At 62.9% G+C, this 16191-nt stretch carries 17 protein-coding genes; 7 read left to right on the plus strand and 10 right to left on the minus strand.

Annotated elements, in window-relative coordinates; translation table 11 throughout:
- Positions 1–44: 44 nt before the first annotated feature.
- The 6 genes from CFII68_RS03130 to CFII68_RS03105 all read right to left on the minus strand — a co-directional run bounded on the left by CFII68_RS03130 (position 45) and on the right by CFII68_RS03105 (position 4994).
- The gene (locus tag CFII68_RS03130; RefSeq protein ID WP_018613039.1) at positions 45–467 is read right to left on the minus strand and encodes a type II toxin-antitoxin system VapC family toxin; all 423 of its coding nucleotides are present in this window, start codon (positions 465–467) and stop codon (positions 45–47) included.
- Positions 464–709: a hypothetical protein gene (locus tag CFII68_RS03125; RefSeq protein WP_018613040.1), complete on the minus strand. Its 246-nt coding sequence runs from the start codon at positions 707–709 to the stop codon at positions 464–466. The genes CFII68_RS03130 and CFII68_RS03125 overlap by 4 nt, the downstream gene beginning before the upstream one ends.
- 80 nt (positions 710–789) lie before the next feature.
- A complete protein-coding gene (locus CFII68_RS03120) occupies positions 790–1158 on the minus strand; it encodes a glyoxalase superfamily protein (protein ID WP_018613042.1) in 369 nt (122 codons plus the stop codon).
- Between the two features lie 124 nt (positions 1159–1282).
- Positions 1283–2755 (minus strand): amidohydrolase family protein, encoded by a 1473-nt coding sequence (locus tag CFII68_RS03115; RefSeq protein WP_018613044.1) that lies wholly within the window; start codon positions 2753–2755, stop codon positions 1283–1285.
- A 1-nt stretch (position 2756) separates the two neighbouring features.
- Positions 2757–3617, minus strand: coding sequence for a MurR/RpiR family transcriptional regulator (locus tag CFII68_RS03110; RefSeq protein WP_018613046.1), 861 nt, complete (start codon positions 3615–3617; stop codon positions 2757–2759).
- A 27-nt stretch (positions 3618–3644) separates the two neighbouring features.
- Entirely contained in the window at positions 3645–4994 is a 1350-nt protein-coding gene (locus tag CFII68_RS03105; protein ID WP_018613047.1) for a gluconate:H+ symporter, read from the minus strand.
- Between the two features lie 367 nt (positions 4995–5361).
- Between CFII68_RS03105 and CFII68_RS03100 the strand changes: the two genes are divergently transcribed.
- Positions 5362–6807, plus strand: a complete 1446-nt coding sequence (locus CFII68_RS03100; RefSeq protein WP_018613049.1) for a SulP family inorganic anion transporter — start codon at positions 5362–5364, stop codon at positions 6805–6807.
- Between the two features lie 62 nt (positions 6808–6869).
- On the opposite strand, the gene CFII68_RS03095 is transcribed toward CFII68_RS03100, so the two are convergent.
- Entirely contained in the window at positions 6870–7781 is a 912-nt protein-coding gene (locus tag CFII68_RS03095; RefSeq protein WP_018613051.1) for a LysR family transcriptional regulator, read from the minus strand.
- Between the two features lie 195 nt (positions 7782–7976).
- Entirely contained in the window at positions 7977–8567 is a 591-nt protein-coding gene (locus CFII68_RS03090) for an NAD(P)H-dependent oxidoreductase (protein WP_018613052.1), read from the minus strand.
- Between CFII68_RS03090 and CFII68_RS27595 the strand changes: the two genes are divergently transcribed.
- Together CFII68_RS27595 and CFII68_RS03085 are read left to right on the plus strand one after the other, a co-directional pair.
- Positions 8566–8712, plus strand: coding sequence for a hypothetical protein (locus CFII68_RS27595; RefSeq protein WP_018613054.1), 147 nt, complete (start codon positions 8566–8568; stop codon positions 8710–8712). The two genes, CFII68_RS03090 and CFII68_RS27595, sit on opposite strands and share 2 nt — an antisense overlap.
- A 55-nt stretch (positions 8713–8767) precedes the next feature.
- Positions 8768–9082, plus strand: coding sequence for a putative quinol monooxygenase (locus CFII68_RS03085; RefSeq protein ID WP_018613056.1), 315 nt, complete (start codon positions 8768–8770; stop codon positions 9080–9082).
- On the opposite strand, the gene CFII68_RS03080 is transcribed toward CFII68_RS03085, so the two are convergent.
- Complete coding sequence (locus tag CFII68_RS03080) at positions 9072–9836, minus strand: sulfite exporter TauE/SafE family protein (protein WP_018613059.1); 765 nt, start codon at positions 9834–9836, stop codon at positions 9072–9074. The genes CFII68_RS03085 and CFII68_RS03080 overlap by 11 nt on opposite strands.
- Before the next feature lie 213 nt (positions 9837–10049).
- Between CFII68_RS03080 and CFII68_RS03075 the strand changes: the two genes are divergently transcribed.
- Positions 10050–10931, plus strand: a complete 882-nt coding sequence (locus CFII68_RS03075; RefSeq protein WP_018613061.1) for a LysR substrate-binding domain-containing protein — start codon at positions 10050–10052, stop codon at positions 10929–10931.
- 97 nt (positions 10932–11028) lie between these two features.
- On the plus strand, positions 11029–11373 hold the full coding sequence (locus CFII68_RS03070) for a cupin domain-containing protein (RefSeq protein WP_003197542.1): 345 nt from the start codon (positions 11029–11031) through the stop codon (positions 11371–11373).
- 217 nt (positions 11374–11590) lie between these two features.
- Here CFII68_RS03070 and CFII68_RS03065 read toward each other — a convergent pair whose 3' ends face one another.
- Positions 11591–13207: a PvdJ/PvdD/PvdP-like protein gene (locus CFII68_RS03065; RefSeq protein WP_074849746.1), complete on the minus strand. Its 1617-nt coding sequence runs from the start codon at positions 13205–13207 to the stop codon at positions 11591–11593.
- 326 nt (positions 13208–13533) lie between these two features.
- On the opposite strand from CFII68_RS03065, the gene pvdM reads away from it, so the two are divergent.
- The gene (pvdM, locus tag CFII68_RS03060; RefSeq protein ID WP_018613065.1) at positions 13534–14904 is read left to right on the plus strand and encodes a pyoverdine-tailoring dipeptidase-like protein PvdM; all 1371 of its coding nucleotides are present in this window, start codon (positions 13534–13536) and stop codon (positions 14902–14904) included.
- On the plus strand, positions 14901–16181 hold the full coding sequence (locus CFII68_RS03055) for an aminotransferase class V-fold PLP-dependent enzyme (RefSeq protein WP_018613068.1): 1281 nt from the start codon (positions 14901–14903) through the stop codon (positions 16179–16181). The genes pvdM and CFII68_RS03055 overlap by 4 nt, the downstream gene beginning before the upstream one ends.
- Positions 16182–16191 lie beyond the last annotated feature (10 nt).

The raw sequence follows: 16191 nt of genomic DNA on the forward strand, positions 1-16191 counted from the left end.
CTGGCTACCCCAGGGCATGGCCTGCGTGAACGATCAGATCAAACCTAATTGGCCTGCCAGGGATCGATCACCTCGACCCCAGAAAACTCAAAATCCCGAACATTTCGAGTCGCAATCGAAGTGCCGCGAACTCGGCAAATAGCGGCGATCTGCGCATCGGCCATCGACACCGCCCGTCCCCTTGCCTCGCAGTTCGCCACCAGCGTCGCGTATTCAACGGCGGCATGAGCGTCAAACGGAAATATTCGCCCAACGAAGTCTTCTTCGAACATCGCCATCGCATGGGATTCAAGTTTCTGTTTGCGCTTACCGGATGGGAGTCGGGCAATGCCATGGAGGATTTCCGCCACGGTCACCGCAGTGATCGCAAGATCCATCGCTGGCAGCACGTCGACCCAAGCCAACACTCTAGCGTCAGGCTCAGACCGCATGAACTCTGACAGGACATTGGTATCGAGCACGATCATTCGGAAAGATCCACCGCCTTTGCCTTCTCCTGTCGCGAAGGCAAATCGAGCTCAACCCCACCGCTTGCGCTGAATCTGCTGCGGATCCGGCTGCCAAGACCTCCTGCTTGACTGACAGAGGCCAATGCCTTTCCCAAGATCAACCGGGCCTCTTCTTCCATCGAATGCCCATTATGGGCCGCGGCTATCCGCAGTTGTTCTTTGATCTGGTCGTCAAGGTTTCGAATGGTGATGCTGGCCATGATGCCTCCTGCAATCAATGAAATCATTGATTGAGGCTAACACACCTTGCGTCGGCAGGATCCGGGAGTCGCTAAACGGTTCACACGCTAATCGCATTGGTAAACACCAACCGATTCCCAAATGGATCACTGATCGCCATGTCCTGGCTTCCCCAGGGCATGGCCTGGATCTGGGGGTGGGCGTAGCGGTATTGCTTGGCCAGTAATTGCTGCTGGAAGGCTTCCAGCTCATCGGTCTCGATCCGCAACGCCGAGCCCGGCGTGCAGTCGCCATGGTGTTCGGACAGGTGCAGCACGCAGTCGCCGCGGGAGACTTGCAGGTACAGCGGGAAGTCGTCACCGAAGCGATGTTGCCAATCGACGGTAAAGCCCAGGAAGTCGACATAGAACGCCAACGCCTTGGCTTCATCGAAGATCCGTAGGATTGGGGTGGTTTTACCGAAGCTCATGGGTTGCTCCCTGGCTGAAAAGACCCAGTTTAGATGGGTTGACCCCATTGCTTCGGCCTTGAACCGGGGTTCTTTAGTGTCGCAGTGCCGTTGTTGTGACGCCAATTAACACAATATCAGCCACTTACACGTCATTCGATAGACCAAATCCCTGGCGCAGATCGCCCTCGCGCGCCAGGAATCGACCTTCCCGTCGCCCGTTTGCCTGTCCTTCGCGATAGCTCAAGACACCATTGACCCACACGCCATCGATACCGTCAGCAGCTCGTTGAGGTTCGTTGAAATCGGCCACGTCGCGAATGGTTTGGGGATTGAACAACACCAGGTCCGCCCAATGGCCTTCACGAATTTCGCCCCGTTGCTTGAGGCCGAAGCGCGCCGCCGAAAGGCCGGTCATTTTGTGCACGGCGGTGTGCAACGGAAAAAGCCCGACGTCACGACTGAAATGTCCCAGTACCCGTGGGAAAGCCCCCCACAAGCGCGGATGGGGAAACGGGTCTTCGGGCAAACCGTCGGAGCCGACCATGGACAACGGATGGGCGAGGATCCGTCGTACGTCGCCCTCATCCATGCCGTAGTACACCGCGCCGGCCGGTTGCAGGCGCCGGGCCGCCTCCAGCAGCGACACGTCCCAATCGTTGGCGATGTCGGTCAGGTCGCGACCGCCCATGTGCGGATGCGGTGTCGACCAGGTGATGGTGATGCGATGGGCATCAGTCACTTGCTTGAGATCCAGGGTCGAAGAGCTGGCCGCATAGGGATAGCAATCACAGCCGACCGGGTGGGTCTGCGCCGCGTTCTCCAACGCCGCGAGCACCTGCGGGCTTCGCCCCCAATTACCGGCGCCCGCGCATTTGAGGTGGGAAATGATCACCGGGCTTTGGGCGTGTCGGCCAATCTGGAAGGCCTCGTCCATGGCTTCGAGCACCGGTTCGAATTCGCTGCGCAGGTGGGTGGTGTAGACCGCACCGAACGCGGCCAACTCTTCGCTCAGTTGCATGACTTCGTCGGTGGACGCCGAAAACGCGTTGGCGTAGGCCAGGCCGGTGGACAACCCCAGGGCACCGGCCTCCAGGCTTTCGCGCAATTGCCGACGCATGGCGGCGATTTCTCCCACCGAGGCGGTGCGCAACAAATCGTCCATGTGATTGCTGCGCAACGCCGTGTGCCCGACCAACGCAGCCACGTTGACCGCCGGTGTGGCGGCCTCTACGGCTGCGCGATAATCCGTAAAGCGCGGGTAGGCGAACGCCTGGGCCGTGCCGAGCAGGTTCATCGGATCCGGTGGATCGCCCCGCAGGCTCACCGGCGAAGCGCTGATGCCGCAGTTGCCGACGATGACGGTGGTCACGCCCTGGCTGAGCTTGGGCAGCATCTGCGGTTGGCGAATGACCACCGTGTCGTCGTGGGTGTGCACGTCGATGAAGCCAGGCGCGAGCACGCGGCCGGCGGCGTCGATGTCTTCAACCGCCCGGGCATCGCGCAAGTCGCCAATGCGTTCGATGCGACCGGAGCGAATGGCGACGTCGGCGCGGTAGCCAGGCGCGTCGCTGCCATCGATGACCAGCGCATTGCGGATAAGCGTGTCGTACAGCATGTCAGTCTCCCAGCGGCAAGTGATCGTCGCCGCCGCGGTAATCGTCCAGGGCGAGTTTGACCCGCCGCAGGCGCTCTTGATTGTCTTCAGGGTGGGCCAGCGCCAGCTCGGTGGCGAGCACGTCGATGGCCAGCAGCATGCCGTAGCGCGCCGCCGTGGGTTTGTAGATGAACGAGGTTTCAGCGCCTTGCAGGGGCAGCACGCAGTCGGCCAGTTGGGCCAGTGGCGAGTCGGCACGGGTGATGGCCAGGATCGCCGCGCCATAGCTGCGGGCCAATTCAACGGCACTCAACAGCTCCGGCGTGATACCGGTCAGCGAACAGGCAATGACCAGATGTTGGTCGCTCAACGAGGTGGCGGTGATGCGCATCATCACCGGGTCGCGACAGGCGGCAATCGGGTAGCCAAAACGCACCAGCCGCACCTGCAACTCCTCGCCGCACAGCGCCGACCAGCCCCCGAGGCCGAACGCATGGATCATCCGCGCCTTGCCGATCATCCGCACGGCATCGCCGAACCGCGACTCTTCGAACGCCGACAAATGCTGGCGCAGGGTCGCTTCGATATCGCCGACGATCTGTCCATAAAACGCCGATTGCTCAGGCGCGCCAGCCGGGTCAAGGAAACGGCTGCCGACACCGCTGGCCTGGGCCAGTTGCAGGCGCAAGTCCCGCAGGTCGCGGCACCCGACCGTGCGAGCGAACCGCGACAGCGTAGCGCTGCTGACTTCCGCCCGTTGGGCCAGTTCATCGAGGCTGGCGGAGGCGGCAAAGCCCACGTCGTCGAGCATCAGCCGAGCGATTCGGCCTTCGCCGGCGCTGAAGGAATCCTGCCGGGAGCGGATCTGGTAGAGGATGTCCATGGCGGCTCCTGTTGGGTGGCGTTGCGCTCAAAGCAAGCGTGAAAGCCCGAGGGTCAAGGCGAACGCGACCACGGAGATCAGCGTTTCGAGCACGGTCCAGGTCTTGAAGGTTTGGGTGACGGTCATATTGAAGTATTCCTTGATCAGCCAGAAGCCGCCGTCGTTGACGTGGGAAAAGATAACCGACCCGGCGCCGGTCGCCAGCACCAGCAACTCGGGGTGTGGATAACCCAGGCCAATCGCCACGGGCGCGACGATGCCCGAGGCGGTGGTCATTGCCACGGTGGCCGACCCTGTGGCGACGCGCATCAGTGCGGCGAACAGCCAGCCCATGACCAGCGGTGACAGCTGGAATTCCTGGGCCAGGCCGACGATCTGTTGCGTGACCCCGGCGTCCACCAAGATCCGGTTCAAACCGCCGCCGGCGCCCACCAGCAAGGTGATGCTGGCGGTCGGTGCCAGGCATTCGTTGGTGAACTTGAGGATCGATTCACGGTTGAAGCCCTGGGCCAGGCCGAGGGTCCAAAAGCTGAGGATGGTCGCCAGCAGCAAGGCGATCACCGAGTTGCCGATGAACAACAGGAACTGGTTGAAACCGCTGCCCGGCGTGGAAATCAGGTTGGCCCAACCGCCGATCAGCATCAGGATCACCGGCAGGAGAATGGTCCCCAGGGTCACGCCGAAGCCCGGCAGATTCGCGCGCGGCTCACGGTCGAGGAATTGTCGCTCCAACGGGTTTTCAGCCGGTAGCTGGATGCGCGGCACGATGAATTTGGCGTACAGCGGGCCGGCGATGATCGCGGTGGGAATGCCGATCAGGATCGCGTACAGCAAGGTCTGCCCCACCGAAGCCTGGAAGGCCTGCACCGCCAGCATCGCCGCCGGATGCGGCGGCACCAGCGCATGCACCACCGACAGCCCGGCGACCATCGGCAGCCCCACCATCAGGATCGACACGCCCACACGCCGGGCAATGGTGAAGGCGATGGGCACCAGCAGCACAAACCCGACTTCGAAGAACAACGGCAGCCCGACCAGGAAGGCAATGCACACCATCGCCCAGTGGGCGTTGCGCTCGCCGAAACGCTCGATCAGCGTCTGCGCCATGCGCTCGGCCCCGCCGGACTCGGCCATCATCTTGCCGAGCATGGTGCCCAAGGCCACCACCAGCGCAATGTGCCCCAGCGTCTTGCCGACACCCGCCTCGTACGCCCCCACCACACCCGAGGGCGGCATCCCGGCCAGCAACGCCAGGCCAATGGACACCAGGGTAATCACAATGAACGGATTGAGCCGATAACGGGCGATCAGAACGATCAACGCAATGATCGCGATGGCCGCGTAGACCAGGAGCCAATAACCGAAAGCAGGGGCCATGCGTTACTCCTCGAATGGGGTCACGTCGATGTGTTGTGAAACTCATAAATCATTTCGACGGAGAATCTTCAAACCCACTGAAAGTAATTTTCGCGCACAGATAAAATTTGTCGCTGACGGACATCGCGACACGGCGTTGATGAAAATTCAGCGCAAGACTTTCATCGCTCCCTGTGGCGAGGGGATTTATCCCCGCTGGGCTGCGAAGCAGCCCCAAAAGCAATAGGGCCGCTGCGCGCCCCAGCGGGGATAAATCCCCTCGCCACAGACGGCTGGCCGCCCCGCACTCAATTCCGTACCATCCGCCCCTGTTTTTTGCACCACTCCCCGGCAGCCGACTCTCCACCGGCGCCCAGTCAGGTAAATCATGAAATCAGCACGTCTTCGCGCCGACGCCCTCGCCGGCCTCACCACTTCTTTCGCCTTGCTCCCCGAATGCATCGCCTTCGCCCTGGTGGCCCACCTCAACCCGCTGATGGGGCTCTACGGCGCGTTCATCCTCTGCACGCTGACCGCCCTGTTCGGCGGCCGGCCAGGCATGGTGTCGGGGGCGGCGGGGTCAATGGCCGTGGTCATCATCGCGCTGGTGGTGCAGCACGGCGTGCAATACCTGTTGGCCACCGTGCTGCTGGGCGGGCTGTTCATGATGGCCTTCGGGCTGTTGCGGTTGGGCAAGCTGGTGCGCATGGTCCCGCACCCGGTGATGCTCGGCTTCGTCAACGGCCTGGCGATTGTCATTGCGCTGGCCCAACTGGAGCATTTCAAGCAGGGTGAAACCTGGCTCAGCGGCAGCCCGCTGTATCTGATGGCCGGCCTGGTAGCACTGACCATGGCCATCGTCTACCTGCTGCCGCGGCTGACCCGCAGCGTGCCGCCGGCCCTGGTGGCGATCCTCGGTATCGGCCTGGCGGTCTACCTGCTCGGCCTGCCCACCCGAACGCTGGGCGACATGGCCCATATCGCCGGCGGCTTGCCCGCCTTCGCCTGGCCCGATCTTCCCTGGAACCTGGAGACCCTGCAGATCGTCATGCCCTACGCGGTGATCATGGCAATGGTCGGTTTGCTGGAAACCCTGCTGACCCTGAACCTGACCGACGAAATCACCCAGAGCCGCGGTTATCCGGACCGTGAATGCGTGGCGCTGGGCGCAGCCAACATCGCCTCCGGGCTGTTCGGCGGCATGGGCGGCTGCGCCATGATCGGCCAGACGGTGATCAACCTCAGCTCGGGTGGGCGCGGACGGTTATCGGGCGTGGTGGCCGGGGTGATGGTGTTGCTGTTCGTGTTGTTCCTGTCGCCGCTGATCGAGCGCATCCCGCTGGCTGCGTTGGTGGGCGTGATGTTCGTGGTTGCGCAGCAGACCTTCGCCTGGGCCTCGCTGCGGGTGATCAACAAGGTGCCGAAGAGTGATGTGTTGGCGATCATCGCGGTGACCATCATTACGGTGTTCACCGACCTGGCGGTGGCCGTGCTCTGCGGTATCGTCATCGCGGCGCTCAACTTCGCCTGGCAACAGGCCCGGGAGCTGTACGCCGATACGCACCAGGAAGCCGACGGCAGCAAACTCTATCGCCTGCACGGCACGCTGTTCTTCGCCTCGACGACACCGTTCCTCAACCAGTTCGACCCGGCCAACGACCCGGCCCTGGTGACCCTCGATTGCCGTCACTTGCGCTTCGTCGACTACTCGGCCGTCGCCGCACTCAAGACCCTGCGCGAACGCTACAGCAAAGCCGGCAAGCACCTGCGTGTGTTCCACCTGTCCGAGCGTTGCAAGCAAATGCTCAAGCGCGCCGGCGTGCAGCACGACTGACAACATGCCAACACACACCCTGTGGGAGCGAGCAAGCTCGCTCCCACAGGGATAGGGGGTTATCAGCCCTTGAACTCCCGCGAGGCGTAGCCGGCGAGCTTGCCCTGGATGAAGTCCAGGAAGCACTGGATGCGCAGGGCCAGTTGCGAGTTGCGGTAATACACCGCGTTGATCGGCTGGCGATAGCCGCTGTTGGCGTCGGCCAGCAGCACCTTCAGCCGACCGGCACGGATGTCTTCGCGGGTCATGAAGTCCGACAGGCAGGCAATGCCCTGCCCCTGCAGCGCCAAGTGGCGCACGGTCTCGCCGCTGGACGCGCTGATGGCGGGTTGGATCGGCCAACGATCACCGTGTACGTGGCGCAGCGGCCACTGGTTGAGGCCCTCGTTCTGGGCAAACCCCAGCAGCGCATGGCCTGCCAGTTCGGCGACGCTTGACGGCGTGCCGTGCTGCTTCAGATAAGCGGGGCTGGCCAGGATGTGCAACGGGCTGCAACCCAGGGCGCGGGCGTGGAGCGTCGAGTCGGTGAGGGTGCCGATGCGGATGGCGATGTCGGTGCTTTGCTCCAGCAGGTCGATGATCAGGTCGTTGCTGTTGAGTTCGAGCTGGATGTCCGGGTAGAGCCTGCGGAACTCTTCGATGTGCGGGACGATGGCATGCAGCATGAACGGCGAGGCCGCGTTGATGCGCAACCGGCCTGCAGGGTTCTTCTGGCGGGATGACAGGCGCTCCTCCAGCTCATCCATCTGGTCGAGGATGCCTTTGGCCTGCTCGAAGAAATACTTGCCCTCCTCGGTCAGGTCCATGCGCCGCGTGGTGCGGTTGATCAGCGTGGTGTCGAGCTTGGCCTCCAGCCGCGACAACGTGCGGCTGACCGCCGACGGCGTCTGCCCGACCTGCTCGGCGGCGGCGGAGATGGATCCGCACTCGATCACGCAGATGAAAATCTGCAATTCGTCGGATCTGGCTTTCACGTATCCCCCTGTCGACTGATCTCTCTTGTGGCGAGGGGATTTATCCTCGCGATGTGGGAGCAAAGCTTGCTCGCGATGAAGGCGCCGCGGTCTTTCGGGGATCGAGGGGTCTGTTTCGCGAGCAAGCTTTGCTCCCACAGCGCAGGTTTACCCACCCGCCACAGGATAGTATCGGGATGTGAGGTAAAAGACAGGTCACGCCTTCAGACCGAACGCCTCGCGCAAATGCTGTTCATACCGCGCCACATCCCCTTCGATGTTCGGGCGCTTCATCACGTCCACGCACAGGAAGGTTGGCAGGCCGGTCATGCCGAGGAACTGGTTGGCCTTGTGGAACGGGAAGTACACCGCATCCACGCCCTTGGCCTCGAAGAAGTCGGTCGGGTCGTCGAAGGCTTGCTGCGGGGCGTTCCAGGTCAGCGACAACATGTACTGCTTGCCCTGGATCAGGCCACCGCTGCCGTATTTCTGCGAGGCATCGGAACGGGTCCGACCGTCGCTGGCGTAGAGGCTGCCGTGGCCTTCGGTGAAGACTTCGTCGATGTATTTCTTCACGGTCCAGGGCGCGCCCATCCACCAACCTGGCATCTGGTAAATGATCACGTCGGCCCAAAGGAACTTGGCGACTTCCTCCTTGATGTCGTAGCCGCCGTCGATGAAGGTGGTTTGCACATCAAAACCGCCACGGTCCAACACACTGACCGCCGTGTCGTGGAGGGTGGCGTTGTAGCGACCGTCGGAGTGAGCGAATTGTTTGCCGCCGTTGAGCAATAGGACTTTTTTCATGGGGAGCCTCATCGGGTTCCACGGCATGGCCGTCGAAGGGCCGCTGCATGGAAAGGTTGAAAATGATGGCGGCAGAATAACGATGAGCTTCATGGGGAATAAGCAGCCCAACGGCAAAACTGATTTGACCTATACGCACGAATGAACGACCGATTGTTGCCTTAGACTTCGAGACCTCTTTTATCTCAGGAGCCACCTCGATGAGCGAACTGCAAGGTTTCATCCTGCACGCCAAGACCCGTCCGGAAAAAGCCGAAGCCTTCGAAGCGCTGTTCCGCGCCTACGTCGAACCAAGCCGCGCCGAACCCGGCTGCATCGAATATCACATGCTGCGGGACCAGCAGGATCCGACGCTGTTTATCTTCTATGAGATCTGGGCATCCCAGGCGCACCTGGAGGTGCACTCGAACCTGCCGCACATGCAGCAGTTCTTCGAGCAACGCATGGATTATCTGGAGCGCGACTTCGACATCCGCCGCGTCGACATGCTCAGCCCGTCCTCGGCTAGCCGCTGATCAGCAGATGGCCGCCGAGCACGCCGAGGCCGACAAAAAACACCCGCTTGAACAACACGGCGCTGATCCGCTGGCGCAACCATTGCCCCAGCCACATCCCCAGCAGCGCCGGTGCCAGCGCCAGCAACGAAGCGCTCAATTCGCCCCCTCCCAGTGCGCCGCGCCACAACAGGCCGGCGGCCAGGGCCAGGGTAGAAACGGTGAATGACAGACCCAAGGCCTGTACCAGTTCGTCCTTGCTCAGGCCCAGCGCTTGCAGATAGGGCACCGCCGGAATGACGAATACGCCAGTGGCGGAAGTGATGAGGCCGGTGAGCAACCCGCAGAGCGGAGCGATCCACGGCTCGGCACGGGCGCCGACCCGCAACGTTGGCAGCAACAGCCCGCTCAGCGCATACAGCACGAGCGCCCCGCCCAAGGCCCGCACCACCCAGGCCCCACCCGTCATGCCGAGCCACAGCGTACCGAGCCCGGCGCCAATGAAAATCGCCAGCAGCAGCGGCCACAGGCGCCGGAGCAGGGCTTGCAGATGACCGCCAAACGCCAATTGCCAGAGATTGGTCAGGGTCGCCGGGATGATGAGCAGCGCCGCAGCCTGCGCCGGGGCCATAGCCAGTCCAAGCAAGCCCATGGAGATGGTCGGCAAGCCGAGGCCAATCACACCCTTGATGGTGCCGGCCAGCAGGAAGGTGCCGATAACCAGCAGGGAAAGGGCCAGGCCGAGGTTTTGATAAAAAGCGATGAGTGTGTTCATGGGGGTATCGTGCGCCCCGGGGCTTGGCTTGAAAATCTGCCATATACTGAGGGTGCCTCTCTTTTAGCAAGAGGCTAACAATGTTTTTGGTGCTACTGGCGCCTTCGCGAGCAAGCCCGCTCCCACAGGGGATTGCATTTCAAACTGTGGGAGCGGGCTTGCTCGCGAAGACGGCATACCCAACACCGCAGAATTTGAGAGAGGACCCCTTCCATGCACTTCGACCTCACCGACCTGCGCCTCTACCTGAACATCCTCGACACCGGCAACATCACCGCCGGCGCCGCTCGCAGCCATTTGTCCCTGGCCGCGGCCAGCGCACGAGTGCGGGCCATGGAAGCGTCCCTGGGCATCGACCTGCTTGAACGCGGGCGGCGTGGCGTAACGCCTACGCCCGCGGGCAAAGCCCTGGCCGAGCACGCCCGGATCCTGCTGCAACAGGCCGAACGCCTGCGACAGGACCTGGCCGAATACGCCAAAGGCGTCAAAGGCCGGGTGCGGCTGCTGTGCAACACCAGCGCCATGACCGAATACCTGCCCGAGCTGCTGGCCGGCTTTCTCCAGGCCCATCCCAACCTCGACATTGACCTGCAGGAATTGCCCAGCTCACGGATCACCCATGCGCTGCGCCAAGGCGCGGCAGACCTCGGGATCGTTTCCGACGCAGTGGACACCGATGGCCTTCAGACCTGGCCTTTTCGCGACGATCCGCTGGTATTGATCCTACCGACCGGACACTCCCTGGCTGACGGTCGCGCCGTACGTTTCAGCGAGACCCTCAGCCACGATTATGTCGGCCTGAACGCCTCCAGCGCCCTGGCGATCCACCTGGAAGAGCAGGCCCTGCACATCGGCTCACGCATGCAAGTGCGCATTCGCGCCGATGGTTTCGACGGGATGATTCGCATGGTGGCCCATGGTGCAGGCATTGCCATCGTGCCGAAGGCTGCCATCGACCGGCGCCCACCCGAGCCTTCGTATCAATGCGTCCCACTGCAAGAGGCTTGGGCACACCGGGCGTTGCTGCTGTGCGCCCGCAACTTCGACGGTTTGCCGGCCTACGCCATGGCCCTGGCTCGGCATCTGGCCGATTGATGCGCGCTTCTGGATAGCCCGGTGTCGACCACAGACATCTACCCGCTCATGCCGCGCGTTAGGGTGCCTGTTCTCTTTTGCCCCTTTCGGAGCTCACATGACCGCACCCATCACCGTCCTGCGCGACACCCATCCGCTGCCCGTACTCGACGCCTGCAAATGGGAAAAACTCGAAGGCGACCCGCACACCGTCAACCTCAACGCCTACACCAGCGAAGACGGCAGCAAGATCATGGGCACCTGGATCTGCACACCCGGCAAATGGCGTGTGGATTATGTGAAGTGGGAGTACTGCCATTTCCAGGAAGGCTACTGCATCATCACCCCGGACGGCATGGCGCCGATCCATCTGCGGGCCGGTGACATCTTCGTCGTCGAGCCAGGCATGAAAGGCACCTGGGAAGTGGTCGAGACCGTGCGCAAATATTTCGTCTTTGCCTGAAACAAAAAACCGAGAGCCCACCCGACATGGTCTCTCGGAAAACAACTTTGTAGATTGCGCAGCCTCTGTGGCGACGGAGCAATCTGTAGGAGCAAGGCTTGCCCGCGATTACAGGCACCTCGTTCTCTCAGAGACCGCATCGCCTGTCATCGCGGGCAAGCCTTGCTCCCACAAATAAATCCCCTCGCCACAATGATGTTCATCCAGCTAGGAAGGGTTACACCGGCTTGGACTTGAGATTGCGCGCATACCACGGCCGCTGCGGCACGCGGCGGAACAGTTCGGAGAGCTTTTTGTCATCGCTGCCGAAAGTGATGCGCAGCGCCAGTTTCATGGTTTCCGGGTCCATCTCCACCGAACGTCCAACCTGCAGCCCCGGCGTGGTGCTGCAACCGTGGGTGTCCGGGCCCAGCCAGGGGTCGCCGATTTCGACCCAGCGGCCCGGGGCGTACCAGGGCACGCCGTTGACGTCGAGCCGGCTCACTTCGCCCGGGTGGAAACGTTCGTGGGCGCGGAACCAGTCTTCGAGGCGGTCGTCGATCCAGCCGTGGAACGCCCAGAACACCGGGCTCACGTGGGAGGAAAACGGATCACCGAGGAAGTCGTTTTCCGCGGCGTACCAGCGCGCGGCGAAGTCGTCCGGGTCACGGGCGAACGGCACCGGGTGACCGTTGGAAGGGTCACGCGGCACCGAGGCCCAGCGCATGTGCAGCCAGTCGTGCAGGCCCAATTCCACTTCCGAACCGAACTGGCCCAAGGTCAATTTCGACAGGTAGCGCGGGTCGCGGTAGCGCGATTCCCAGACCTGGAAATTGCTGTGGTAGGTCTCGGCGGTCTTGATGTCGCTGACCCACTGGGCGTACTGCTCGTCGCCATCGGCCAACCAGGTCGGCGGCAAGGCCGTGCCATCGTGGTTATCGAGGTAGCGGGCAAACCCAAGGCGATCGCGTTCCAGCTCCGGTTGCGGCAAGGGAAAGCGCGGCCACGATGGCAGCGGCTGGAACGAACGGGCCGTGCCGAGCATGTGTCGGTGCATGAAAAAGAAGTCCACGCCCGAGCCATTGCGATCCTTGCGCGGGCCGCGGGCATCACGCTCCTGGTCCCGCGGGCCGGGCTGCCAGCCGATGCCGCGCAGGGCATTGCGTTTGTCCTCGTCCAGGGTGTGCCATTTGTCCCGCGTGGCGTGCCAGAGCTGGTGGAACAGCCGATGCTCGGGCGACACCAGCCAGGCCAGCAACGGCGGGCTCAGCGGTGTGCGCTCCCGGGCCTCGGGGAAACGCTGCTTGAGGGCGATGAAATGATTGTCCTGTTCAGGCAGTGCCATGGGACGGTCCAGGCGCAACACACGACCGCTGAGGGTGGCGCTGCCGGCATTGCCGAAACCGGCCCAGACTTCGTCCAGGGTCATGATGAATTCGTAGTCCGGCGCGTCCTGGCGAGCACTCATCAGCCGCCAGCTCAGTTGCTTCGGGTCGGTGCCGGCCAGGTCGCCCAACACCCGATAACGCGGCTCATCGGTAGCGCGCAAGCCTTCGGCGCTGTCGAGGTAGCCCACCAGGCCACGGCCCCTTTGGCCGATATCGAGCAATAGTTGCAGACCGTCCTGGGGCAAGCCTTCGAGACCGGCGTCGCGGCCGGTGAAACGGATCGTCCAGATGCCCCGCAACGTATCGGCCCGGCGCTGGCCCTCTACGTCAGCCACGTCGAACGAGGCCTCGCCGGGGGTAATGGTCGGGTCCGGCCGGGTCAGTTCGCGATGCCCGTAATACACCGCAGGCACGGCGGCACCGGTCAGCGCCAGGCCTGCCATGAACCATCGTCGAGAAATCGTCATTGCCTTACCTGTGTCCAGCCCTGGAGCGGGCTTTATCCAAGCTAGAACGATGGGTGGGCTGACAAATTTATAGGCAGATGTGAGGGCCTCATCGCGAGCAAGCTTTGCTCCCACAGGGGATCTGAATACATTCGCAAGAAATGGGTTGGTTTCAAGCAAGCTTTGCTCCCACAGGTGGAGCCCATTGCAGTTGCACTGTGGGAGCAAAGCTTGCTCGCGATGGCGGCCTCGAGAACACCTAAATTTCCCCGCCGATCACTCGTTCTCCCCAGATAGCAAAGGCCCCCGTGCCTGTCCTTCCAAGGCGAACCTGACTGAGATCGGCAATGACAACACCTCGTTCGAAAAAGGCTCTTTTCATCGGCCTGCCCCTGGCCCTGGCGTTGGCCGTCGGTGCTGGCGTCGCGGCTTGGGATCACTGGTGGCGGGACAATCCCGGCTACCCGGTCAAAGTCATGAACGAAGCCAGGGAGCTGCACGAACGCCTGCTGTCCTTCGACAGCCACATCACCGTACCGCTGGATTTCGGCACCGCGGGCAATGAAGCCGACAAGGACGGCAGCGGCCAGTTCGACCTGGTGAAAGCCAACCGCGGGCAGTTGTCCGGCGCGGCCCTGACGGTGTTTGGCTGGCCGGAGTTGTGGAACGGCCCCAACGCGCCGCACAAGCCCACCGCCGGCTTCGTCGAGGAAGCGCGCAACCAGCAGGAAGTGCGCTACAAGATCATCACCGGCCTGGTCCGCGACTTCCCCAACCAGGTCGCCATCGCCTACACCCCGGATGATTTCCGCCGCCTGCACGGCGAAGGCAAGTTCGCGATCTTCATCAGCATGCTCAACGCCTATCCCCTCGGCCACGACCTGAGCCTGCTGGATCTGTGGACCGCGCGAGGCATGCGCATGTTCGGCTTCAGCTACATCGGCAACAACGACTGGGCCGACTCCTCGCGCCCGCTGCCGTTCTTCAACGACTCGCCCGACGCCCTCGGCGGCCTGTCGGACATCGGCAAGCAAGCGGTGACGCGCCTGAACGACCTAGGCGTGATCATCGACGTGTCGCAGATGTCGACCCAGGCCCTGGAACAAGTCGCGCAACTGAGCCGCACGCCGCTGGTGGCCTCCCATTCGGCGCCACGGGCGATGGTCGACATTCCACGCAACCTCAGCGACAAGGAAATGCAACTGATCAAGGCCAGCGGCGGCGTGGTGCAGGTCGTCGGTTTCTCCCAATACCTGCGGCCGCTGACGCAAAAGACCCAGGACAAGCTCAACGCCCTGCGCGAACGCTTCGACCTGCCGCCGCTGCCCAACCTGGCGATGGCGCTGATGCCCGGCGACCCGATCATCGCCGCCTGGCCGGAACAGAAATTCGGCGAATACGCCGGCCAGCTCTACGGCATCCTCGAAGAAGAGCCCAAGGCCAGCCTCAAGGACCTGGGCGATGCCATCGACTACACCGTGCGCAAGATCGGCATCGACCACGTCGGCATCAGCTCGGACTTCAACGAAGGCGGCGGTGTGGAAGGCTGGGAGAACGTCGGCGACATCCGCAACGTCACCGCCGAACTGCTGACCCGCGGCTACTCCGAAGCCGACATCGCCAAACTGTGGGGCGGCAATTTCCTGCGGGTCTGGGACCAGGTCCAGAAAGCCGCCCGCCCCGCCCTCGCCTCGACCCAAAAGGCCGTCCAGCCATGAACGAGCGTCGCACCTTCCTGAAGCAGGCCGGGATCCTCGCCGCCGGCCTGCCGCTCGCTGCCAGCCTGCCCGTCACGGCCAGCGCCGATCCACTGCCACCGCTGTCCAAGGACAAATGGGTACAGTTGCGCTCGCTGTTCAACCAGGACCCGGACTATCTGCACTTCTCCAATTTCCTGGTCACCACCCACCCGCGCCCGGTGCGCGAGGCCATCGACCGGCACCGCGCCGCCCTGGATAAAAACCCGGGGCTGTTGATGGACTGGGACCTGGGTGTCACCGAAGAACGCGAGGAAAACGTCCGCACCTGGGCCGGCCGTTACCTGCAAGCGAGCCCGAAGCAGATCGCCCTCACCGGCAGCACCACCGAAGGCCTGTCGATGATTTACGGCGGCGCCCATGTCGCGGCCGACCAGGAAATCCTCACCACCGTCCACGAACACTACGCCACCCACACCATTCTCGACCTGCGCACCCAACGGACGGAAACACGGGTGCGCAAGATCAAGCTGTTCGACAACGCCCACGACGCCAGCCATGAACAGATCCTCACGGCCATCGACCGCAACATCCGCCCCGAAACCCGGGTGCTGGGCATGACCTGGGTGCACTCGGGCAGCGGCGTGAAGCTGCCGATCGACAAGATCGGCGCCCTGGTGGACAAGCACAACCAGGGACGCAGCGATGAGCAGCGGATCATTTATGTGGTGGACGGCGTGCACGGTTTCGGCGTCGAAGACCTCAGCTTCCCCGCCATGAATTGCGACTTTTTCATCGCCGGCACCCACAAGTGGATGTTCGGCCCACGCGGCACGGGCCTGGTGTGCAGCCGCAGCGAAGAGCTCAAGTACGTCACGCCAATCATCCCGACCTTCTCCGAAGCCACGGCGTTTTCCACCACCATGACCCCAGGCGGTTATCACGCTTTCGAGCATCGCTGGGCGGCGGACGAGGCGTTCAAGTTGCACCTGCAATTGGGCAAGGCCGAGGTGCAGGCGCGCATCCATGCCCTCAATAGCTATTTGAAAAAACAGCTGCTGGCACAGCCGCAGATCGAACTGGTCACCCCGCTGAGCCCAGACCTGTCCGCCGGTTTCACCTTCTTCCGGGTCAAGGACCGCGACAGCGACGAGGTCGCCGCTTACCTGATGAAGAACCGCGTGATCGCCGATGCCGTGCATCGCGATGCGGGGCCGGTGGTCCGCACCGCGCCGGGGCTGCTCAACACCGAAGCCGAGATCGATCGCTTCATGGGCTTGCTGGGCAAGACACTCTGAACCTGACTTA

It is taken from the genome of Pseudomonas sp. CFII68 (assembly GCF_000416195.1).
GTDB classification, from domain to species: domain Bacteria; phylum Pseudomonadota; class Gammaproteobacteria; order Pseudomonadales; family Pseudomonadaceae; genus Aquipseudomonas; species Aquipseudomonas kilonensis.